This is a genomic window from Acidovorax benzenivorans (assembly GCF_028680575.1).
In the GTDB taxonomy this organism is placed as follows: Bacteria; Pseudomonadota; Gammaproteobacteria; order Burkholderiales; family Burkholderiaceae_C; genus Acidovorax; species Acidovorax benzenivorans.
On sequence record NZ_JAPCKI010000002.1, the window covers coordinates 323566 to 346067 of the forward strand.

The following is a 22502-nucleotide window of genomic DNA, read 5'->3' on the forward strand; positions in this document are numbered from 1 at the left end:
CGTGCCTGCGCGGCTTGTGGGCGCCGCGTCCATGAAGTCCGTGACTTTCATGGAGCCGACGCTGGTCGATGTGCTGCTGGCCACCTACAACGGGTCCCGGTACCTCGCGCAGCAGCTTGACTCGATTCTGGCCCAGACCCACACCTCGTGGCGCATCCTCGTGAGTGACGATGGGTCATCGGACGAAACCCTTGCGATCTTGCAGCGGTATGGCGAGCGGCTGGGCGAGCGGCTGGTTCTGGTGCCCAATCCTGCCGCAGGGAAAGGGGTGGTCTGTAATTTCGAAAACCTCATGCAGGCCAGCCTGAATGACGGGCTCGCACGGTGGGCGGTCTTTGCCGACCAGGATGATGTTTGGCTGCCGGAAAAAATCGCCTCGCAATTGGGTGAGATGGTGCGGATCGAGGGGGGCGATGCAGATGCCGTGCCCTGCCTGGTTCATTCGGATCTTACCGTCGTGGACGAGGCCCTGACGGTGCTGTCCCCGTCCTTCGCCCGGTACCAGCGAATGGATCCGGCCGTTTGCTCACAGTTGTCGCTGCTGAGCGTGAACCAGGTGACGGGCTGCACCATGATGGTCAACCGCGCGCTGCTGGCAAGGGCCTTGCCGCTGCCCGCCGAAACCATCATGCACGACTGGTGGTGCGCTCTGATCAGTGGCAGCGGGCGCAGGTCTTTCGTCGACAAGCCTCTGATCCTGTACCGTCAGCACGGCGCCAACCAGCTTGGCGCCAAGGACCGTGGACTGAAGACCCGGTTGATGCGCATGCTCACCGATGGCCGCGGAGTGGTGCAGAGGGTCCGGGTGCTGGGTCGTGCCACCCGGTTGCAGGCTGAGGCCCTGCGGGAGCGGCTGCGCGAGCAAGGGGCGGATGGGGGCTACGTGTCAGAATATCTCTTTTGGAGATCCCGGCCTTTATGGGCCAGGTTGGCTGGCTACCGCCATTATTATTTCGGCCCCGAGCTGGACCGGCTGAGCCGGTGTTTGCTGTGGTTTTAGCGACATTTCTACCAGGTGAATATTGAAAATGCCAGTGTGTCTGGTTCGCAAATGTGCAAAGGCGTAGGTAATGAAATATTCGGCTGAAACAATCGGCATGGAAAGCGTTGATGCTGCCGCGCCCAAGCTGGGGGAAATGCTGCTGGCCGACCAGAAGCTCTCCCGCAACGACCTTGACCGGGCGCTGGAAGTCCAGCGCTCCATGGGGGGGCGCCTGGGCCGACTGATCATCAGCCTGGGGCTGGTGTCCGAGGCTGATGTGTATGCAGCGCTGTCTCGCCAGGCGGGGTTGCCCCTGGTGCGCCAGGATGCATTTCCCAAGGACAAGCCAGCGACGTCGAGGTTGAACACCAGCTTCCTGCTGGCCCACAACCTGCTGCCTCTGGGCGACGCCGAAGACGCGGGCTCGCCACCCGACTTCGCGTCGGTGGATCCTCGGGACCCACAGCTCCAGAACGCGTTGCGGCTGGTGTTCGGTGGCGTACCTCGCATCGCTTTCGGGCTCGAATCCGAGATATCCAGCCAGTTGAGCGAGTGGTACCTGCAGGATGCGTCGCAGGATGACGAAGGCAGCGGCGACCAGCCGGAAGCGTCGGAGTTCATCGAGCACCTGCGTGACATGGCCTCCGAGGCACCCATCATCCAGCGGGTGAGCCATATCCTGGCTCAGGCCGTGGCAGCCCAGGCGTCGGACATCCACATCGAGACCTACGAAGAAAAGTCGGTGGTGCGCATCCGCGTCGATGGGGAGATTTTTCCCATCGACGAAATCGACAACAAGGATGCGCCTGCGGTCGTGTCACGCATCAAAATACTGTCGCAACTCGACATCGCCGAGCGGCGCATGCCCCAGGATGGCCGCACGAAGCTGCGGGTGCACGGTAAGGAGATGGATGCGCGGGTCTCCACCATTCCCACCATGTTCGGCGAATCGGTGGTCATGCGGCTGCTGGAGAAGAACTTCGACCTGCTTTCGTTGGAGAGCCTGAATTTCACGCCGCCCACGCTCAAGGCCATGCGCCAGATGCTGAGCGTGCCGCACGGGATCTTCTTGGTGACAGGCCCGACGGGGTCTGGAAAATCCACCACCCTGTACGCGTCGATGCAGGAGCTGGAAGGTGAGAACCTCAAGATACTGACCGTGGAAGACCCGGTGGAGTACCGCCTGCAGTGGCTCAACCAGGTGCAGGTCCAGCCGCAAATTGGCCTTACGTTCGCCAAAGTGCTGCGCTCCTTCCTGCGCCAGGATCCGGACGTCATCATGATCGGTGAAATGCGCGACGGCGAAACCGCCGAAATCGCCGTGCAGGCCGCCCTGACAGGCCACCTGGTCCTCTCCACGCTGCACACAAACAGTGCCCTGGGCGCCATTGTCCGCCTCATCAACATGGGGGTGGAGCCCTATCTCATCACAGCCTCTGTGGTGGGGGTACTGGCACAGCGCCTAGTGCGCAAGCTGTGCGGGGAGTGCAAGTTGCCGCTGTCGCCTGACCAGACGCTGGCCGCTGCAGCCTCCCTCGGCATGGCGGCGCCCGAAGGGCAGGCCCTGTACCGAGCTGTAGGGTGCCCCGCATGTCGTGGCACGGGCTATCGAGGGCGGGTGGCTATCCATGAGCTCCTGGTCCTGACCGACGAAGTCAAGAAGGTGGTGCTGGCGCAGGGCTCCTCGCTCGGTAGCGACGACGGCGCCTATGCCGGGGGGAACTTGTTGAACGATGGGGCCACCAAGGTCTTCAAGGGTCTGACAACGGCAGAAGAAGTCCTGCGCGTCGCTCGTCAAAATGATTGATTTTCAATACGATGGTGTGATGTCCGATGGCAAGGCGTGCCAAGGGGCTATCCGCGCGCCCAACGAGGAGACTGCGAGGTTGCGCCTGCTCGGCCAGGGAGTGACTCCGGTGCGCATTGTCGATGCAGCTGGCGCCATCCCGTCGGACGTGCCGCGAGGCCGCAGCTCCCGGCTCAAGCGGGCGGACATCCTGCTGTTCAGCCGCGAGATGGCCCATTTGAAGCAGGCGAACATGCCCCTGGACAAGGCGCTTGCCATGCTCAAGGAAACGGCCGATACCGACCGGTTGAAAGTCTTTATTTCCAAGGTGGAGGAGGGCGTACGGGGTGGCAAGTCGCTGTACCAGTCGCTGCTCCCGTTTGAGCGTGATCTGGGCCAGCAGTATTTGGTGCTGATTCGTGCAGGGGAAACTTCGGGGTCGCTGCATGTAGTCATGAAGGAACTGACGACACAGCTGGAGGCCGCTGACAAGCTGCGCAACTATGTCATCTCGTCGATGACGTACCCGGTCATTTTGCTCGTCGTGGCCGTGCTGTCTGTCGTGTTGTTGCTGGCTTTTGTGGTGCCCCAGTTCCGTGAGATTTTCGACTCCATGGGGGACAAACTGCCCTACACCACCCGTCTCGTGGTAGACATGAGTGATTTGATCCGCTCGCACTGGATGGCCATCATGCTGGGGGTGACTGCGGTATTGTTCCTGGGGTCGCGCTGGGGGGCGACAGTGGGAGGTCGCCTGCGACTCGACAGCCTGCTGCTGGATCTTCCGCTCTTTGGAAAGGTGATGCGTAACCTGCAGTTTGCGGTCTACTTCAGGACTTTTGGCATTTTGCTGCAGCGTGGTGTCCCCATCGTGGATGCATTGCGCATTGCGGTGGATACCTTGACCAACACTGCTCTACGCAAGGACTTCGAGCCGCTGGTCGCGTTGGTGAAGGCGGGGAAGAGGCTTTCTACTGGTTTTGTCTCGCCCTATCTCGGCAAATCCAGTACGTCGCAGCTGATCCGGGTCGCTGAGGAAACGGGGCAACTCGATGTAACACTGCTGGGACTGGCTGACCGCTATGAAGATGAAGGCCGACGCACTATGGGCCGAGTATTGGCGGCGATGGAGCCTTTGATCATTATTGTGCTCGGTGCACTGGTTGCATTTATCATTATCGCCATCTTGGGTGGTGTTTTGTCGATTAACGACACCATCTAGGTTTTCATATTTTGATCGTTGAGAAATTTCATGAATATCACGAATATTTACAATATTAAGAAAATCAAGCAGTCCCGCCGTTCCAAGGGTTTCACTCTGATCGAATTGCTGGTGGTGTTGGTGATCTTGACGCTGCTCGCTGGCTTGGTCGGTCCCAAGGTGCTTGATCAATTGGGTGGGGCCAAGTCCAAAACCGCCAAGATCCAGATCTCTGAAATCGAACAAAGCTTAGACCTTTTCAAACTGGATGTGGGCCGCTATCCCAACGACGCTGAAGGTCTGCGTGCTCTGGTCGAGCGGCCTGCCACTGCCCAAGGATGGACCGGGCCTTACCTCAAGAAGGGGTTGCCGACTGACCCTTGGGGCGCAGCCTATCTGTATAAAAACCCGGGGCGCAATGGTGGCCCCGACGTCTTCTCCCTTGGTGCAGACGGAAAACCCAGTGGCGATGGCGAAAACGCTGATGTCTACAACTGAGCCTCGGGGGCGTTGCAACACGGTTGCCGGTTGACTTGTATCGCATGAAGACCTCCTTCGGTGGATGGCGAGCGAGCGCACGTGCAGGTGGCTTCACTCTGCTTGAGTTGTTGGTAGTGCTGGTGGTGGCTGGCATTGCGGTGGCGGTAGTTGGTGTCGGAGGACAGTCGTTTCTGGATCGCTCGCGCTATCACCAGACTGTGCGGGATATTGCAAGCCAACTCCGCCAGGCGCGCGCTCTCAGTGTTCAGGAAGGGCGGCCTGTCGCTGTCACTTACCAGCCGGAAATCCGCAAACTCATGATCGATGGGGGTGTGTACCTCGACATTCCTTCATCCTTAGGGGTCCAGTGGGATGTGGCTGAGCGCAACCCCAGAACGCCAACGGGTGCAGGCTTCCCGATTTTTGTTTTCAATGCCGATGGTGGCGCACGAGGCGGTCGTCTTGTGGTGCTGAGAGGGGGGCAGGGCGTGGCTTTCAAGGTCAACTGGCTGCTGGGCACCATCGAGCAATCCGCCGCTGTGGCCGCGTCATGACGATCGCGCGTAGCACTTGGCATTCCCTGGTGTCTTTTCTGGGTGAACGCAAGCAGGTTTGGGCGAGGTTGGGTCGACGCCAGCAGGGTTTCAGCCTGCTGGAGGCTCTCGTGGCCATGTCTATTGCATCTATTGCGCTCGCCAGTCTCTACAGGACAGTGGGGCAAAGTTCCAAAGGCGTGGGGGACGTTGAATCTCGCATAGAGGCTGCGCTCGTCGCTCGATCGGCGCTGGCAGGCAGCACTTTTGCGGAAGATGTGGAGCGACAGCCTGCTGGCTCAGTCGGAGACTGGTATTGGCTCATTCGCATACAACCCGAGCAGATACCTGTGCGAGAAGAGGATGGGCGTCCGGCGCCTGGTGCTCCGTTGCGCGCAGCGATGGTCACCGTCGAAGTCATCCGCGGCCAGAATGGTCCCACGGTGATGACCTGGACCACTTGGAAGCCCTATCGGGCCGCGCCATGAAACGTGTTTCCACTCAAACTGCGCGTGGCTTCACGCTGCTGGAACTACTCATTGCACTGGCTGTGACCGCAGCGGTGGTCGCGCTGATGTTCGCAGGTTTCGGCACCATTGGCCGTGCTGAGGAGCGTAACCAGCGCGTGATGGAGCGCTCGGAGCGCATTTTGGTGGTCAGCCAATGGCTTGGCCGCAAGTTCGATGCCTTGCGCTTGCTCAGTCGACGCGACGGGAACGTGTTTGTCAGTTTTTTCAGTGGCAATGCGGCAGGGGTTATCTGGGTCGCACCCCTGCCTGAGAGGGGAGATGCAGGCGGCCTCCATGTGTTTCGCCTGACACCCTTGCGTCATGACGATGGACGCGTCGATCTCTCGGTCGAGGTGGTTCCTTACGATGGAGCGCTGATGGCTTTGGATTGGAGCAATGCCCTGAAAGAAACCTTGCTGCGGGATGTGCGCACTCTGCAGTGGCATTACCAGGACGGCCGGACAGGACAATGGTCGCAGGAGTGGGATGCGTCCAAGTCGGGCTACCCTGCACGGATTCGGGTGGACATCGCGGACGACCGTGGCGTCTGGCCCCCTTTGGTCTTCCCTTTGGCGAGGGCTCGGTGATGGGGGGGGGCAGGGGTCGATATCACAACACAGGCGCCGCACTCATCATGGTGCTGTGGCTGGTGGCTGCTTTGTCGCTGGTTGTGCTGGCCGGCGCTCAGGGGGTCAGATTGCAGGCGCAACGAACTGCGTTGGACATAGAGCGTCTGCGCGCTGAATCTTTGTTGGATGGTGCCGTTCAATTGGTTGCACAGCGGTTGTTGGTGGAAAAAAATCAAGACAGTCAATACAAGGTGCAACGCTTGTCTTTGGGGCAAAGTGACATCTGGGTCGAAGTCACTCCATCAGGAGGTCTGGTGGACGTGAATGTTGCCAGCGAGGCGCTCCTCCAGGCGCTGTTGCAGAGGGCTGGCGGGCTATCTCCTGGAGAGGCTGCCATCCTCACTTCCCGCGTGCGGGATTACATCGATCCCGACGATACCCCTGCGGGGGTGGGGGGGGCGGAAGCCGCCCAATACAGGGCAGCAGGTTGGCCCTCCGTGCCTCGCAATGCCGCGCTGGACGATCCTTCCGAGCTCAGATCCGTGCTGGGAATGACCGCTGGGCTCTATGAGATAATCGCGCCCCATTTGGGTATCAACGGACAGCAACGCATTGAGATCGATTCAGCGCCTCCGGCGCTCATCGATGCCTTGACGGGGCAGCAAGGACTTGGTGCCCGTATTCGCCACTCTCCTCCGGATATGCGGGCGGGCGTGCTTCTCTCCGGGGCTGCAGCAGAGTTCTTCTCTCCAACCCGATCATCAGGCTTACAAACCATGCGATTGCGGGCATTCGTTCGGGCTGAGAGCGACCGATGGTGGTTGCGCGAGGTGTGGGTCGACCTCAGTGAGCGGCCAGACGCTCTGACACCCTGGACAACTCTCTCAATAGAGCCAACACGCCGCTTTGGCAAGCCGGAACAGGAGTTCGCGCCATGACAGGTAGGGGGCAGTTATCTTCTCGTCTGCAAACCGTGCTAGACCGACTGGCGTGGGGTTTTGGCGATCTCAAGCGGGCATTGATTGAGCGCGGGTTCTGGCCTGCGCGTGCCAGTTCTGCGGTGGCTGCGGATGGCGGTCGTTGGACCGTGACCGGAGGGCGTCTGCTCAAGCGGGCGAGCGGTGGAAAATTTGATAGCTTGCTGGTGCCCGAGTCTGAATGTTTGTGGGGAGTTGTTCAAATCCCTCCCATGCCAAAGAGGTCCTTGGGTGGCGCCGTTGAGGAGGCTCTCTGGCGAGTGTCTCCTTTGCCCCCCGATCAGATCGTTGCAGCCTGGACTGCCGAGCCGGATGCTGGGAGTGGATGGACTGTGCACTGGGGCGTGTCCAGACGCAGCGTGCGCGACGAATTGCTGGCCCAACATGGCTTGGGCGAAGATGTGGCGGTATTCCTTATGCGCCAAGGGCGGGCGGTACCTGTGCGTGGTAAGGCCTGGCAAACACAAAGCAGTCGCCAGCGGTGGGTCGATGGCGCCACCATCGTGCTGTTCTTGCTGATTCTGTTCGCGTTGTCACTGCCCGCGCTGATGCCTTTGGTGCTTAAACGCCAGGCGGTGGTGAGGGCTGTTGAACATGTCAACCTGCTGGTGCCCAAGGCCGCGCCGCTGCGCCAGAAAATGGATGGGTTGCGTCGCCAAGCCGACATTGCGGAAGAGCTGCGCAAAAACATACGCACGGATCTGCCCTTGGCGAGCGTGGTCGAGGATTTGTCCGCAGCCTTGCCAGGAGACACCTGGCTGGATCGCATTGAAGTCAACGGCAATGAAATTCGTATCACTGGCTTGACGTCGAACGCGACGGAGCTGATCGCGCACCTGGGGCGCCAACCGGGGCTGGTGGATGTCCGTGCGACGGGAGCCAACGTGCGTGATGGTACGTTGAACAAGGAGCGCTTCACCTTCGAGATGCGCTGGAAAAGTGAAGGGGGCAAACCATGAACAAGAACATCTGGTTGCGCCATGCCATCACCGTCTTGTTGGTGGGGCTTGTGATTTCTGTCCTTGGGGCCGCGTTGACCTATCGCACGCTCTGGAATCGCTACGACAACGCGCTGGTGCAGCTGGAGCCTCGGAGTGAGCGTCTTGAAGGTGTTGTGGATGCTGGTGCCGAGATCGAGGCGTTGCTTAGCTCCGCCGGTGAGGCTGTGTCACCCTGGTTGCATCCGTCGGGAGACGCGGCGCAAAACGAAATCCAGCAGCAGCTACGGAAAATGATCATGGCCTCCGGTAGCACCTTGGTGTCCTCTCAGGTCGCTTTGGAGCCAGCGAGCGACGGCAAGCTCGCCCGCATTCGTGTCACGGCGACGGTTACCGGTGAGTGGACCAAGCTGGTAAGTTTCATGGAAAGCCTCCAGATCCACCGACCTCCGTTCTGGGTGCGCACGGTGAACATTACGCGCGACGGAGCAAGTTCCGGCGCTGGCCCGCAAAGTGCCCGCTTGGCGTTGCAGCTTGAAGCTCCGCTGGCGCCGGAGAAAACCACGCCATGATCAAGCCTTGGTACATCTTCCCTGTGTTGGCGGCCTCCGCCTTGGTGGCTAGTGCCTACTGGTGGCAGGCAGAAAAAGATCGTTGGACGCCCCCTGTTGCTCGCAAGCCGGACCTCCCCAAAGTGGAACCGTTGCAACAGCATGTCAGTATTCGCGCGCGCCAGGCAATCGAACGCCCCATCTTCTGGACTTCGCGCCGCCCGGTGGCGGTGGATGACAAGAAAAACAGCTTGGCCCGTGAATTGACGCAGTCGCGGCTCACGGCTGTGTTCGAGTCTGGTCTCGAGCGTGTAGCGATTCTGCAGCGTGTTGACGGCAGCACGCTCAAGATCACGACGGAAACCAAACCCTGGCGTATTGAATCATTTGACGGCCGCAGGGCAACCTTCGTGTCTGCGGACGACGGCCGTGTGGTTCGGCCGCTGGAGGCGGGAAGTCCTGCGGCGGTGAGAACGCCCCAAGGGGCTGCCGTGGAACGGGCTCGCAAACCTGCGCCCTCTCAGTAAGCGGCAAACCCTTCGCTGCGACGTCCCAACATTGTGGAGTTACACCCTATGAATTTTCGGCCTTCCATTCTCTTGCTGGCGTTGCTGGCCTCGGGTTGCGCGAGCACGCGGGGAGGCCCCGCTCCAGACTCTTCGCCGTCCTCGGTGCCCCTGACCTCCGCCAGCGCTGTCGCTCCAGGAACGAAAGGGGAGGCGCCCCCATTGCAGCCTGCGGTGCCTTCTGCCGTAGGCCAGCAGTCGGCCTCGGTCGCTGTGGCAAAGGACCCCGAAGCCAAGCGATCGGGAGGGGGGTCCCGGCTGTTCCCGGGTGACGATAAGCTGTTCAAGCGTGATATGGCACCCCGTGTGGATCCCGTTCTGGCGCGCGGGGACAAGGTCTCGCTCAACTTCGAGAGCGTTACTGTGGGCAACCTCGCCACGGCCTTGCTGGGGGATCTGCTCAAGCTCAACTACACCATCGATGCTGGCGGAGACACGGTGGTCAGCCTGCACACGCGCCAGCCATTGCTGCGCAGTCAAGTGCTGGATGTGCTCGATGCGGTGTTGCTGCCTCACGATCTGGCGATCAATCGGGACAACGCAGGGGTCTACCACGTCACCAAACGCACGGTTACCCTCGGTGCCCGCCCTGTGGTAGGGTCGTCCAACTTCAAGGATCTGTCGGGTTCTGGGACCGTCATCGTGCCGCTGAATCACATCGCGGCGGCCGAAATGGCGAAGATTCTTGCACCCATTGCTCCCAAAGAGTCCATTGTGTACGTGGACAGCATGCGCAACCTTCTGGTACTCCAGGGCAGCAAAGCGCAGTTGGGGGGCTGGTTGGAGATGGTAGAGGCCTTTGATGTCGACTTCCTCTCTGGCATGTCGCTCGGAGTGTTCGTTTTGGAAAATGCCAATGTCAATGTGGTGCGTGATGCACTTCAGGCCATGTTGGGAACGGACAAGTCGGCCGAACCCTATGGCGGCGGCAGCGCAGCAAGCTCGTCAGGCGCCGCTGCTGGAGGCGCCCAGGGTGGGGCCGCGTCGGCACAGGTCGCCAATCCAATGGGGGGGTTGATCCGCGTGTTCCCCGTGGAGCGGCTCAATGCCTTGGTGGTGGTCACGCCGCGTGCCCACCTGCTGACACAAGTAGAGACCTGGGTTCGTCGCTTGGACCGCCCTACCGACACGCTGGAGGCAAGCCTGTTTGTCTATCCCGTGCAAAACGGCTCGGCGCTGCAGTTGGCCGAAATGCTCAACGGCTTGTTTGGGGGGCAATCTGCACAAGCCAAATCGGGAGGGGCTGGGGTGGCGGGTGGATCTGCCCCTGCGCAGTTCAGCCAGGGGAGCGTTGGCGCGGCAGGGGGCAATTTGGGCGGCTCGTCGAGCAGTTCAAATCCCTTTTCCGGTACCAGCACGGGGAGCAGTTCCGCGACAAGTGCTGTCGGAGGAGGGGGACTCCAGTCCATGGCAGGGGGCAACAAAGCTTCGCCCAACAACATGTCGCTCACGTCCGCCAGCCAGCTAGACGGCAATGTGCGTGTGGTGGCGGACGAGAAACGCAATGCCCTTTTGATCCGTGCCCCTCGCACTGAGTACCGCCGCATAGAGCAAGCGTTGCGCGAGCTGGATAAGGCGCCGGCGCAGGTGTTGATCGAGGCCAGCATTGTCGAGGTCAGTCTCACCGGCAACCTGCAATACGGTGTCGAATGGTTTGTGCAGAACAGTATCTCGGGTGGCCGCGAAGGGCAGGCGCTACTTAACCTGAGGGAGTCTGGGGCTATTGGGGCCAAGCAACCGGGGTTTTCTTACACCATTCTGAACAAAGCTGGTGTTGTGCGTGCAACGCTCAACGCTCTGGCAGAAAAATCCCAGGTTCGGTTGTTGTCAAGCCCCTCTGTGCTGGTGCTCAACAACCACAACGCCACCATTCAAGTCGGTCAACAGCAGCCCATCAAGAGCTCCACGTCGGTCACGACGGGTAATCTGGTCACGGAGTCGATTACTTACAAAGACACCGGCGTGATGCTTTCTGTCACGCCATCGGTGAACGCTGGCGGGCTGATCACCATGGATATCTCGCAGCAGGTCACCGATGTGGGTGATGCGGACACGGCGACAGGCCAGCGGGCCTTCCTGACACGCCAGATCCAGACCCGTGTTGCCGTTCGCTCGGGTGAGCCTGTTGTGCTCGGGGGCTTGATTCGTGAAAACGACACCACCGGCCGCAGCGGCGTGCCGCTTCTGTCAAGTCTCCCGGTGCTGGGCGCGTTGTTTGGCAACACCACGAACAACAACAACCGTACGGAACTGCTGGTGTTGCTCACGCCCCGCGCACTGGAGAACGATGACGAGCTGCGTTCTGCCAGTGCGGAGCTGCGCGACCGCATGCGGGCCTTGTCGCTGCAACCCAAACCGTTTCTCGCCGGTTCACAGGATGCATCTTCGGCGGACAAACGCTGAGGGTGCGAGGATTGTTGTTTTTTCGTATCGCAAACAGGAGGTTTGTTACATGTCACAATTACCAATTGGTCGGCGTCTGCTCGTGACTTCGGCTGCGTTGCTCACCGCAGTGGTGATGGCGGGCTGTGCCGCTACAGGCGCAGCCTCAATGTCCCCCGAGAGCGAAAAGGCCGCGTTGAAAAAACGCGTCCAGACCTACTGGGATCTGGTGCGTGTCAATGATTCCGTGGCGACGTGGCCCTATGAGTCGGTGTCCAAGGATCAATCCATGACGCTCGAGACCTACATCAAGCGCGGCGGTATCGCCTATGACGCTGTCGAAGTGCGGGACGTGCGCAGCTTGGACGGAGACGAGGCGGTCGTGGATGTTTGGATGCGTTACGGCATTCCGATACTGCGCCTGAAGAACCAGGAAAGCCTGGCGCAGGACCGGTGGCGCAAGATTGATGGCGTGTGGCATCACGTGTTGCGCCGAAGCGCCAATTCCGCCGACCCCAAGAATTAAAGCGTCGCTTTGTTGCAACAAAAAGGGCTGAATCCGATTTCTGAATGTATTTGGTTGAAAACGGAGAAAGCTACAGCTAAGATAGGCCCAACCCAAACGAAGTGACGGATGGGTTGCATATCCCGCAATCGTGGGGAAGCTTCGTTCAATTATCTAAGGACTTAGAAATGAAAAAATTTGCAATGGCAGCCGTCGCTGCAGCTGCAATGACTGCAGGCGTTGCCCAGGCTTACACGCAAGGTACGTTCACCAACGGTGTCGTGGTTCCTAACGTGATCCACACCGGCGCTACCAACACGACCGCTGTTGGTCTGATCAACCAAACCGCTGCAGTGGTGCCTGTGTTCTGGACGTTCTTCGACCAAGACTCTAACCACGTGACCGACGGCTGCTTCCCCCTGACGCCTAAGGATACGCACGCTTTCGTGTGGTCTGCTGCTTCCGGCGTGGGCCTGGAAGGCAAGCGCGGTTACCTGGTGTTTGCCGCTGGTACCGTGGCTGCTCCTCCAGCAAGCGTGGCTAACGCCTGCCAAGCAGCTAACTCTGCTGCCATTGATCCGGCTGCTCTGATCGCTGCCAGCGCATTCCAAGTGGACACGACCGCCAAGGATGTGGCTTACACCCCCGTGATCGACGGTCCTCTGACTATCGCCGGTGACCTGAGCACGATGGGCCCTACCAGCCTGACGAATGTCGCTGGTGCCGTGACGGTCGCTGCTGGTCCCCTGGCAACGCCTACGTTCAGCATGCGTTACTACGTGGACGGCGTGGTTGACAGTGGTGCCAACACCCGCGTGGTGGTCTGGTCCACCGGTAGCCACAAGGGCACCCACACTGTGAACATGTACAACGACGCGCAAGAGCGTAAGTCGGTGAACTTCAAGCTGGACCACGCTGAACTGGACTGGTTCGATCCAGAAACCATCGTTGGCCGCCCTGCTGCTTTCGTTGACGGTTTCATCGAATGGGCTCCTGTGGCTGCTCTGCCTGCTGACTACTCGCCAGCAGCCGGTACTGGCTCGCTGTTCAACGACGGCGGTTCTGTGTTCACGTACAGCGTGATCGATGCGCCTATCTTCGGTGCTTCGCAAACTATCCTGGGCGCACACACTGCTCCTTAATTTTCTTAACCCGGGAGCGATGTTTGCATCGCTTCTGAGCAAGAAAAACAGCGGCCTTTTCACAAGGCTTGCTAAAAATAGCGCCGCAAGGCGCTATTTTTTTTGAAGGAATGATTTCATCATGGTGTTGTCCAAGAGTTTGCCTCGACTGATGTTGGGTGTTGTAGTAGGGCTGTTGCTGGGCGGGTGTCAAACTCAGCCTCAAAAGGTTGTTGCACCAGGGGTTGTGCCCAAGGCTGTGGCGACTGGGAATGCGCTGGCTGCTGACAAGGGCCGACTGCAGTTGGACCTGCCCGATGCTTGGGGTGGTGATGTGCGCTGCGGCAAATTCGGTTGTTTGCTAGGGGCTGTAGAGCACGAGAAGAACACCGTGGTGGTGCATCAACTGGCGCCCAATCGCACTGCGCGTTTGTTGTCCAAATTCAGTGTTCCGTACCATCCGGACTCGGTTGCGTGGTTGGAAGATGATCTTCTGGCGGCGGCTGTGGAGGACGGCTCCACCGTAGACATTTTTCGTCTGGTTGATGAGAAGTTGGTAAAGGTCCAGGGCGTGACGGTCTGGTTCGGGCCGCGTGACGTGACCCTGGTGAATGCGTCTGAAGGGCGCTACCGGTTGTTGGCGACCCCTTACAGCGGCAGCAAGGTCGCGTGGATCGACTTGCCAGACGGATCTGCTGGCACTGCCAGGGTGACGCAGTCGACCTGGTGTAAGTCCCCTTGGCACCCGGCCAAGGTATCTCAGCTGCCCAAAATGAGCGGCGGCGGCATCGTGGTGGCCTGCTTGGATGACCGGCGCGTGGTGGCCGTGCCGGACAGCAATCTTATGGCCGCGCCCACCGTGTTGGCCACTTTCAATGCCATTCCTCGCCGAGTGGCCTCATCGCCCTCTGGTCGGTGGTTGTATGTGGGTCTGGAAACGGGCTCGCGCAACGCGCGAATCGACATGCAAACCGGGGAACTTCAGTGGATTGCGGCTTCTCCGAATGGGTCTGTGTCGGTGGTGGCCTTGTCCGACGACCTGGTGCTCTGGGGTGAGGATGGCCGACTGGTCATGCAGCGTCTGGATGCGCAGGGTGTTGTGCTCGAGTCAGGGGAGCTGCCTGCGAGCGGTTTCTCCACCGACCTGCAGGTGATCGATGTGGATGGTGACGGCGCGCTGGATGCCGTCGTGCTCAACTCTGCGGGCACCAAGTCTGATGTGATCTATGGCCCCTTGTGGGAGAAGGCGCTCCAGCGTCCTTTGATGAAAAAATGACAGGAACTGAAATGGGATTGAACTGGAACCTGGTTCGTGCGCTCGTGGCAGGTGTGGGCTTGTGTTTTGCAACCGCTTCAGCCATGGCGGATGCAAACAGCGCCGTGCTGGTGCGTTTCAAGGGCGGCGAGACGATCACCCAGCAAGAACTGGATGATTTTTTTGCGCGCCGTATCGACATGCGGCACGCCAGCCGCAGCGTCATTGGTGTGCAGACTGCCTTGCGTGAAATGGCCATGAACCGTGCCCTGGTGCTGGAGGGCGAGGCGATGGGCGAGCGGCGTCGTGAGGGCAAGGAAAACGACCGCTTTGACGAGGTGTATAGCTTGACGGTCTACAAGAAGCTTGCACCGGCGTGTGAGCCCCCGGCAGATACTGCGGCGGCTCGGCAGTTCTTTGACGCGAATCCCCAGGCGTTTCGCGTCCCACCCATGGTGCGCGTGAGCCGCGCCATGCTCCCCGCGAGCGAGGTGGTGGACGGAGAGCATGCGGGTAGTTGGTTGATGCAGCAAGCCCTGGCCATCGGTTCAGGAACCCGCAAGTTCGATGACGTGGCTGAGCGCGCGAGTGCTGTCTATAAGCTGGATCCTCAGGGGGACTTGGGGTGGGTGACTTTGACCGATGAAGCCAGGATCTTGCGCGCGCTGGCCGATGCCAAGGCCGGAGACATGGTCGGACCGGTGCGTGAGGGCGAATTTGTGTATTTGTTCTCCGTGGTGGCCAAGCGTGAGGCCCAGCAACTGGCCTGGGAAGACGTTGCTGCGTCGGTGCCAAATCGCGCGGTAAGGTTCTGCCGGGAGCAGTCTGCCAAGCAAACGCAAGATCGCCTGTTTGAGAAATACGGCGTTGTGTTGGATCAGTCTGCCATCCGTGGCCTGTTCAACAAGCCGGTCGAGGCTGCCAAGTAGTTCACAGACCGATACAAGGGCGAGCGCTGAGCGTTCTACCCTGCAAGGGCCGCACAGTACAATTCGCGGTTCTGTGGAACGCCGTGTCCTGTCGATGTGAGTTGCTTGCGGGCGCTCGGGCATGTGATCTCGAGCAAACGCATCAGCAGCAACCAGACAATGAACCCAATACACGCCTCCGTGCTGATCCCCGTCAAGAATGGCGGCCTACTGCTCGGCGAAGTGCTGGACGCCGTGCTGGCCCAGCAGACTCCATGGCCCTTTGAGGTCATTGTGGTGGACTCGGGGTCATCCGACGGGTCGGTGGCTTTGGCTCGTGCGCGCGGAGTGCGGGTGGAAACGATTCCTGCGGCCGAATTTGGCCATGGCCGCACACGCAACCTGCTGGCGTCGATGGCAACGGGACAGTTTTTGGTGTTCATCACACAGGACGCCAGGCCCGCCAGCCCACAGTGGCTGAAAAACATCGTACAAGGTTGCGATACGGAGCCCTCTGTGGCCGGTGCGTTTGGTCCGCACATGGCGCACCCCCAAGCAAGGCATGTTACGCATTGTGAATTGAGTCAGCACTTTGCGGGCTTTGGTGAACAGTTGTCGGTGGTGCGCATGGAGGACCCAGTGCGTTTTGCGGCAGATCCCGGTTACCGGCAGTGGCTGCACTTTTTCTCCGACAACAATTCCTGCATCAGGCGCTCCGTATGGGAAAAGCTGCCTTTGCCAGATGTGGCCTTTGCTGAGGACCAGACATGGGCTTTGCGCGCTATCGAGGCGGGCTATGCCAAGGCATTCGTTCCCGACGCCGCGGTGTACCACTCGCATGATTTTGGAGTTTGGGAGACATTGCAGCGCAACTTCGACGAGGCGCGCTCCTTCAATCGATATTTCGGATACCGCATCCAGGACAGCCTGCCACGAGCCCTGAAATCTGCCGTGCATTTGGCATTGCGTGATCGGTCGTGGCTGAAGAGTGGTGGCCTGCGAGGTTGGCGCCTTTTCAAGAACGCAGGATTTATGGCATGTATTGAACTGGCTCGTGTGGTGGGCCAATACCTGGGCACTCGCCATGATCACCTGCCTGCATGGCTGCTGCGTTCGGTGTCGCGTGATGAGCAATTGCAGCGCGCAGGGGCAGCTTGACCATGTCGTTGAATCTGAAGAGAAAAATCTGGCGCATCAAGGAGATGGTTCGCAAGGAGGGTGTGATCCCTGCGTTGCGCGCGGTGGTGCGGCGTCTGCGACAAGGCCCGGGGCGCCACGTCGATGTGTTTCGACATTACGACTTTGCCTTGCCTTACGCATTGTCTCCCCTTCCAGGGGTGGTGTCGGTAGGCACCCTTCTATGGTTCATTCCCGATTTCAACGTGGGGTCGGGCGGTCATCTGAACATTTTTCGCACCATCTGGCATCTGGAGCAGATGGGTTACAAGTCCACGATCGTGATCGGCAAACCTGTCATGCATCAGGATGCCGACGAGGCGCGTCAGAAAATCCGCGCGCATTTCTTTCCTTTGCAGGCCCAGGTTCTTTTGGGCTTAGACAAGCTGCCGCCCTGTGAGTTTGCTGTAGCTACGGGTTGGGACACGGCCTATGCGGTACGAGCTTTCACGGGGGCTCGGCACAAGCTTTATTTTGTGCAGGACTACGAGCCGCACTTCTACCCCGTAGGGTCTGAGTCTGTGTTGGCCGAAAACACGTATCACTTCGGGTTCTTCGGTATCACTGCAGGTGGTTGGCTGGCGCACAAGCTGGCCCAGGAATATGGGATGACCACTCACCCGGTGGGTTTTGGCGTTGAACTGGAGCGCTATCGTCGCCTGCTGCGCAGAGAGCCGGAGATACGACGTGTTTTTTTCTACGCGCGTCCTCCTACTCCCCGGCGTGCGTTTGAGCTGGGTTTGCTGGTACTGAACGCCGTATGGGAGCGTTTACCCGATGTTCAGTTTGTGCTGGCGGGATGGGATACGGCCGGATATCACATTCCGTTTCCGCATCTGGGCTGTGGCACCGTGGCGCTGGATGACTTGCCCGATCTCTACAGCCAGTGCGATGCTGCACTGGTCTTGTCCCTGACCAATGCATCATTGCTGCCATTGGAGCTGATGGCCAGCGGCTGCCCGGTCGTCTCCAATCGGGGGGCGAATGTCGAATGGTTGCTGAATGACGAGGTTGTGGTGCTGGCGGACTCCTCCCCGGAAGGGCTGGCCGAGGCCATTTGCGCTTTGCTGCAGGATAACGAGCGTCGTCATGCGCTGAGTCAACGGGCTGAAGCCTTTGCCCGTAGCCTGACCTGGGATGCTGTAGCGCGAGACTTTGAAGCAGGGATGCTGCGTGCAAGGTCGCAAGAAGTGCGAGGCGGATCCTGATGCGTTGCGCAATATTGGGAGGGGCCGGATTCCTGGGCCGCCACGTTGGGCGCTCCATGGCTGCAGAAGGCGTTGAGGTATGGTCTGTGGATCGGGCACTTTCGCTACCGGGCAGTGCCCCGTGGCTGGCCGGGGAAGTGCAGGCGGATTGTTTTGACCTGGCATCTTGGTGGGACGCGGTGGGTGGAGCCGATACCATCGTCCATCTGGCTTCTTCCACGGTACCTGCGACTGCGAGTGAGGATCCGGTCCAGGACGTGCAGACAAATCTCGTTGGTACGTTGCGTCTTCTGCAGGCGCTGCGCCAGCAGCGCGCGCGCCCCCGTCTATTATTTGCCTCATCGGGGGGGGCTGTTTACGGGCGCCCCCAGTCTGTTCCACTGAGAGAAGACCACCCGACCATGCCGATGGGGGCCTACGGGGCCACGAAGCTGGCCATTGAGCACCACCTGCGCATCGAGGAGACGCAGAACGGGCTGCCGTGCCGCATCTTGCGGCTTAGCAACCCCTACGGGGAGTGGCAGCAGCCTCACGGTGTACAAGGCGTCATCGCGGTTTTTGCGCACCGTGCGTTGCATGGGCAGCCGATTGACGTATGGGGTGACGGCTCCGTGGTTCGTGATTTTGTGTATGCGGCAGACGTGGGGCGGGCCTTTATGGCGGCTGCATGCCATGAGGGGGCTGCACGAATTTTCAACATTGGCGGGGGCGCGGGACATAGTGTCAATGACATCATTCTGTCCCTGGAGCGGCTGCTGGGGCGGAGTGTGGAGCGGCGTGTCTTTCCTGCGCGTCCGTTCGACCCACCAGTGAATGTGCTGGATATTCAGCGTGCGCGGGAGGAGTTGCACTGGGCGCCCCAAATGACATTTGAAGAGGGGGTAGCCATGTCGGTGCAGTGGCTGCGGACGGTGTCATGACGAAGTCGGATTCTCATGCCGTGGCCGCTACGCCTGCGACGCCCAGGAGCGCCAGGCAATTGTGGGTCTTGTGGCGTTACTGGATGGTGCGCGAGTTCAAGACCCGATATGCCGGTTCAGTGTTGGGCTTTGTTTGGGCATTTGTTCAGCCTCTTGCCTCCCTTGCCATTTTTTATGTGCTCTTTGGCTTGGTGCTAGCGGTGCGGGTTCCTGGACTGGAAGTAAACAACGGGTATCTCCTGCACCTGCTGGCGGGGCTGGCCGTGTGGCTCCCTTTTACCGATGCCATTGGTCGGGGGGTAGGTTGCCTGGCGGCATACGAAGACTTTTTGCGCAAGCAGCCCATGCCAGCGGAGATCCTGCCTGCTGTGTCGGTCGGAGGAAGCCTGCTGGTCCTGGGGATCGGGTATGGTTTGTTGCTGGTGCTTTCTGTCGGCGAAGGCGTTGGGCCATACGCATCGCTCGCCTGGTTGCCGTTTCTTGTGCTGGCACAGATAGTGATGACCTACGGATTGACCTTGCTGCTGAGCATGGCTCATTTTCTTTGGCGTGATGTTGGCTCCATGGTGGCTTTTGGCCTGCAGCTTTGGTTTTACGTCACCCCGATCGTCTACCCGCTGTCCCAAGTGCCAGAAAAATTTCACCATTGGTTTCTTTTCAATCCCGTTGCCTGCTTGGTGCTTATGGTGCAAGGAACGGTTCTGCATATGCCGGTGCCTCCAGGCACTGCAATGGCATTGGTAGCGTGGGTTTTGGCGCTTGGAGGTGGGGGGTGGTGGTTCTTCCGCTCGATGAAATCCGCTCTGGGCGAGGCGCTGTAGTCATGACCATTTGCTTTGAGGGCATCGAGAAAACCTACATGGTGTACGCCCGTCCCCAGGACCGGTTGTGGGAATGGGTAACGCGTAGTCAGCGGCACCGTGTGCACGTGGCGCTGACGGGCGTGGATTTTGAGGTGCAGGCGGGCGAGACGTTTGGTCTCATCGGTGAAAACGGGGCGGGGAAAAGCACGCTGTTGAAGATTGCAGCCGGAACCATCCGCCCTACGCGCGGGCGAGTGACTCAACAAGGTCGGGTTGCGGCGCTGCTGGAGCTGGGTGCTGGTTTCCATCCCGAGGAGTCTGGTTACGACAACATCCGATTCATGGCCGCCTTGCATGGTTTGGAGGGCGGTGCGATGGCGGATTTTGTCCAGCGAGCAACGGCTTTCTCTGAACTGACCCGAGAGACATTGGAGCGTCCCGTCAAGACATACTCTTCTGGAATGTTCATGCGCTTAGCGTTCGCCGCCGCAACGGCTATCGATCCAGACGTGCTGATTGTGGATGAGGCATTGTCTGTAGGGGATCTGCATTTCCAAAAGAAGAGTCTGAATCGCATCTTGGAGTTGCGCGAGCGTGGGGCTACGGTGCTCTTCTGTTCCCACAATTTGTATCAGGTGCGCAGCCTTTGTCAGCGTGCTGCGTGGGTTCATGGTGGGCAGATCCGAGCCATTGGCGCCACAGAGGATGTGGTGACGGCCTATGAAGCACATGAGCGTCGCCGGTACTCTGATTCGTCCTCGGCTGGTGCTCTTGCCGAGGGAGGCGAGAAGCGCGAGAGATCGGCATCGCCGACTGCGAGCACTGCGCCGGTGAAGATCGTGCGCTTGTGCACGGAGAGCGCTGACGGCATCAATCCAGCGCAAGTAGACTCGTTTCAAGACCTGACATTGGAAATTGAGGTTGAGGCGTATAGCAACGCGCCATTCCATGTAGGCTTTGCCATCGTGAGGCCTGACAAGGACAACGTGTTTGGCAGCAGCACACAGTTTCAGGGGGGCGGGCGATCCGCAATGCAGGGAATTGGAACGCACGTTATCCGGGTCCGCTTCCCTCGACTGCCTTTGTTGTCGGGCGAATATCTCTGGAACGTTTACACGCTGGATGACACGGGGCTGCAAGTGCTCGACATGGCTGAGCTGATTCAGCCGTTCACGGTCCTCAACCAGAAACATCGCGAATTTGGTCTCGTTTGGCTGGAACACGAGTGGCTGTCAGCAGCATGACAAGCGATTGGCGTTTCAAATGGGCGTTTCCAATGCTGGGGCGCATGCCGTCAACATTGCCATGGCACATAGCGCCCAAGTTGGGGCGTGATCCAATGCGGACCCGGCAGGCGACGGAGCGTTTCCTGCAGGAGCGCTTTCGGAGCGTATTTCCTGACAGGCTGGAGGCCGAATACCGGCAATGGGCATGTGCCCACTTGGACATGCTTGCCCAAGAACAGTTGGACTCGGTAGCGCTGCACCGATTGGGTGCCAGAGGAGGGCCGAAAATCCAGCTTGCGGGATGGGAGCACGTGGAATGCTTGCTGAGCCGAGGCCAAGGGTTCATCCTGGTGCTAAATCATTACGACCGATTGTTGACCGCACCCATCGCACTGGCTCTCAGGGGCTTGACTTTGCACACCATGACGATGCCGATCGCTGACAATTTGGAGCTTGGAGCCGCCCACCGAGATTTCTTGATGAGGAAGATCAGCGCCTATACCCAAATTACCAGGGGGCAGTGGCGCACTTCCAACCAAGGGCTTCGCCCGGTCCATGAAGGACTCCGATCTGGGCAAGCGTGGGTCATTCTCGCGGATGCCTGGCGGCCGGAATTTGGTCGAATGCGTAGCCATGCATTCTTGGGTGGGCAGCTGAATTTGCCCACGGGCATCGAGCGCTTGGCACAATCGACAGGTGCCGCTCTTCTGCATGGAATGACCCGAAGCGTTGCACCGGATCAACTGGAGGTTGTGATTGAGGCCTTGCCTGAAGAACCAGAAGTGGCCCTCAACCGGGTGGTTCGGCGCCTAGCCGAGGACGTAGCAGCCCGGCCTTGGGCGTGGTGGCAATGGGGACTCTGGGACCAGATGTGGCGGCCAACTTCACAAGGGGATCGTCTTGTCCACCATTGATCGTTATGACTATGCCTTCGAGCCCGATGGGGAAGAGTGGGCCGCGCGTCTGTTGCGTTGCGTGCCGCCCGGGGGGCTATCGGTACTGGAACTGGGACCCGGCCCGGGAGCGATGACCAAGGTGCTGCTGGCCCGCGGTCATCGCGTCACGGTCGTAGAAAACGATCCTGAGGCCTTGACAGCCTTGCAGACGCTTGGTGCCGAGGTGATTGAGGGGAATCTGGACAGCCCGGACTGGTTGGACACAATTGCTGGCCGTCGCTTCGATGTGGTACTCGCCTGCGATGTTCTGGAGCACCTGAGGAAGCCCGAAGACGTGCTGCGCCGATTGGGGGACTTCATTGCCCCGATGGGGCGGTTGGTGATCTCTGTTCCCAACATCGCCTATGCCGGTGTGCTGGCGGCGATGCGCAATGGCATCTTCGACTATTCCGATAAAGGGCAGCTGGACAGAACACATGTTCGGTTTTTTACCAAGCGCAGCATTGAAAAGATGCTGCTGAATTGCGGTTGGGCCCCCAGATTTTGGGATGCCAATCGAGTGCCTGTTGAATGCAGTGAGTTTGCTTGGTACTGGAGTGCATTGACGGGTGAGCAGCGTCAGGCGTTGCTGGCGGGTTGGCCGGACTTTGATGTATACCAATGGATGGTGGTGGTGACGCCTTCAGTGGATGCTTCTGCCTGGGAACTGAGCGAGGCTCGCAGCGCCGCCGACAAACTGCGAGATGATCTGCAGACATTAACCGTGGTTCATCAGCGCGAACGTGCGTCGCTGCTGGAGCATCAGAAGGCTTTTGCGGAGGCGAAGGACATCATCAGCAAACTGCAGATTGAAATCAAGGAGTTGCGCACGGAAGTGGAGATCGTCCGGGCAGAGAAGAGGACTGTTGAGGCAGCGCTGGTGTCCTGCCAGACCAGTCCTGGAGGCCAGGACGGCGGGTGGTCTCGCCGTTGGCGCAGGCTCTTGGGGCGCACCTGATCCGGTGTCCATG

General features: G+C 59.7%; 23 protein-coding genes. All 23 read left to right on the plus strand.

The window, feature by feature from the left end; translation table 11 throughout:
* The first annotated feature begins 31 nt into the window (after positions 1 to 31).
* The 23 genes from OIN59_RS04920 (at position 32) to OIN59_RS05030 (ending at position 22489) form a co-directional block, all read left to right on the plus strand.
* The gene (locus tag OIN59_RS04920; protein WP_274107687.1) at positions 32 to 1000 is read left to right on the plus strand and encodes a glycosyltransferase family 2 protein; all 969 of its coding nucleotides are present in this window, start codon (positions 32 to 34) and stop codon (positions 998 to 1000) included.
* A 70-nt stretch (positions 1001 to 1070) separates the two neighbouring features.
* Positions 1071 to 2789, plus strand: a complete 1719-nt coding sequence (locus tag OIN59_RS04925; RefSeq protein WP_407655055.1) for a GspE/PulE family protein — start codon at positions 1071 to 1073, stop codon at positions 2787 to 2789.
* On the plus strand, positions 2782 to 3990 hold the full coding sequence (locus OIN59_RS04930; protein ID WP_274107691.1) for a type II secretion system F family protein: 1209 nt from the start codon (positions 2782 to 2784) through the stop codon (positions 3988 to 3990). The genes OIN59_RS04925 and OIN59_RS04930 overlap by 8 nt, the downstream gene beginning before the upstream one ends.
* 30 nt (positions 3991 to 4020) lie before the next feature.
* Positions 4021 to 4467, plus strand: coding sequence for a type II secretion system major pseudopilin GspG (gene gspG / locus OIN59_RS04935; protein ID WP_274107693.1), 447 nt, complete (start codon positions 4021 to 4023; stop codon positions 4465 to 4467).
* A 44-nt stretch (positions 4468 to 4511) separates the two neighbouring features.
* On the plus strand, positions 4512 to 5003 hold the full coding sequence (locus OIN59_RS04940; protein WP_274107695.1) for a GspH/FimT family pseudopilin: 492 nt from the start codon (positions 4512 to 4514) through the stop codon (positions 5001 to 5003).
* Positions 5000 to 5470 carry a type IV pilus modification PilV family protein gene (locus OIN59_RS04945; RefSeq protein WP_274107697.1) on the plus strand — a complete coding sequence of 157 codons (471 nt, stop codon included), beginning with the start codon at positions 5000 to 5002 and terminating at the stop codon, positions 5468 to 5470. Before OIN59_RS04940 ends, OIN59_RS04945 begins: the two co-directional genes overlap by 4 nt.
* Positions 5467 to 6078, plus strand: coding sequence for a prepilin-type N-terminal cleavage/methylation domain-containing protein (locus OIN59_RS04950; protein WP_274107698.1), 612 nt, complete (start codon positions 5467 to 5469; stop codon positions 6076 to 6078). Before OIN59_RS04945 ends, OIN59_RS04950 begins: the two co-directional genes overlap by 4 nt.
* A gap of 47 nt (positions 6079 to 6125) precedes the next feature.
* The gene (locus tag OIN59_RS04955) at positions 6126 to 6998 is read left to right on the plus strand and encodes a type II secretion system minor pseudopilin (protein ID WP_274107700.1); all 873 of its coding nucleotides are present in this window, start codon (positions 6126 to 6128) and stop codon (positions 6996 to 6998) included.
* A 398-nt stretch (positions 6999 to 7396) separates the two neighbouring features.
* The gene (locus tag OIN59_RS04960; protein WP_274107702.1) at positions 7397 to 7996 is read left to right on the plus strand and encodes a PilN domain-containing protein; all 600 of its coding nucleotides are present in this window, start codon (positions 7397 to 7399) and stop codon (positions 7994 to 7996) included.
* Complete coding sequence (gene gspM / locus OIN59_RS04965) at positions 7993 to 8547, plus strand: type II secretion system protein GspM (RefSeq protein ID WP_274107704.1); 555 nt, start codon at positions 7993 to 7995, stop codon at positions 8545 to 8547. Before OIN59_RS04960 ends, gspM begins: the two co-directional genes overlap by 4 nt.
* Complete coding sequence (locus OIN59_RS04970) at positions 8544 to 9053, plus strand: hypothetical protein (protein ID WP_274107706.1); 510 nt, start codon at positions 8544 to 8546, stop codon at positions 9051 to 9053. Before gspM ends, OIN59_RS04970 begins: the two co-directional genes overlap by 4 nt.
* A 345-nt stretch (positions 9054 to 9398) precedes the next feature.
* The gene (gene gspD / locus OIN59_RS04975; protein WP_274107708.1) at positions 9399 to 11495 is read left to right on the plus strand and encodes a type II secretion system secretin GspD; all 2097 of its coding nucleotides are present in this window, start codon (positions 9399 to 9401) and stop codon (positions 11493 to 11495) included.
* A 49-nt stretch (positions 11496 to 11544) separates the two neighbouring features.
* Positions 11545 to 12000, plus strand: coding sequence for a hypothetical protein (locus OIN59_RS04980; protein ID WP_274107710.1), 456 nt, complete (start codon positions 11545 to 11547; stop codon positions 11998 to 12000).
* A 167-nt stretch (positions 12001 to 12167) separates the two neighbouring features.
* A complete protein-coding gene (locus tag OIN59_RS04985) occupies positions 12168 to 13121 on the plus strand; it encodes a hypothetical protein (protein ID WP_274107712.1) in 954 nt (317 codons plus the stop codon).
* A 121-nt stretch (positions 13122 to 13242) separates the two neighbouring features.
* Entirely contained in the window at positions 13243 to 14376 is a 1134-nt protein-coding gene (locus OIN59_RS04990; protein ID WP_274107714.1) for an NHL repeat-containing protein, read from the plus strand.
* A gap of 83 nt (positions 14377 to 14459) precedes the next feature.
* A complete protein-coding gene (locus tag OIN59_RS04995) occupies positions 14460 to 15284 on the plus strand; it encodes a peptidylprolyl isomerase (RefSeq protein ID WP_274107716.1) in 825 nt (274 codons plus the stop codon).
* 180 nt (positions 15285 to 15464) lie between these two features.
* Entirely contained in the window at positions 15465 to 16421 is a 957-nt protein-coding gene (locus OIN59_RS05000; protein ID WP_274107718.1) for a glycosyltransferase family 2 protein, read from the plus strand.
* Between the two features lie 2 nt (positions 16422 to 16423).
* Positions 16424 to 17647: a glycosyltransferase family 4 protein gene (locus OIN59_RS05005; protein ID WP_274107720.1), complete on the plus strand. Its 1224-nt coding sequence runs from the start codon at positions 16424 to 16426 to the stop codon at positions 17645 to 17647.
* Positions 17647 to 18567, plus strand: coding sequence for an NAD-dependent epimerase/dehydratase family protein (locus OIN59_RS05010; protein WP_274107722.1), 921 nt, complete (start codon positions 17647 to 17649; stop codon positions 18565 to 18567). The genes OIN59_RS05005 and OIN59_RS05010 overlap by 1 nt, the downstream gene beginning before the upstream one ends.
* Positions 18564 to 19388, plus strand: a complete 825-nt coding sequence (locus OIN59_RS05015) for an ABC transporter permease (RefSeq protein WP_274107724.1) — start codon at positions 18564 to 18566, stop codon at positions 19386 to 19388. Before OIN59_RS05010 ends, OIN59_RS05015 begins: the two co-directional genes overlap by 4 nt.
* Before the next feature lie 2 nt (positions 19389 to 19390).
* Positions 19391 to 20614: an ABC transporter ATP-binding protein gene (locus OIN59_RS05020; protein WP_274107726.1), complete on the plus strand. Its 1224-nt coding sequence runs from the start codon at positions 19391 to 19393 to the stop codon at positions 20612 to 20614.
* A 32-nt stretch (positions 20615 to 20646) separates the two neighbouring features.
* Positions 20647 to 21510, plus strand: coding sequence for a hypothetical protein (locus OIN59_RS25290; RefSeq protein WP_328517972.1), 864 nt, complete (start codon positions 20647 to 20649; stop codon positions 21508 to 21510).
* A complete protein-coding gene (locus OIN59_RS05030) occupies positions 21497 to 22489 on the plus strand; it encodes a class I SAM-dependent methyltransferase (RefSeq protein ID WP_274107731.1) in 993 nt (330 codons plus the stop codon). Before OIN59_RS25290 ends, OIN59_RS05030 begins: the two co-directional genes overlap by 14 nt.
* The last annotated feature ends 13 nt before the right edge of the window (positions 22490 to 22502 follow it).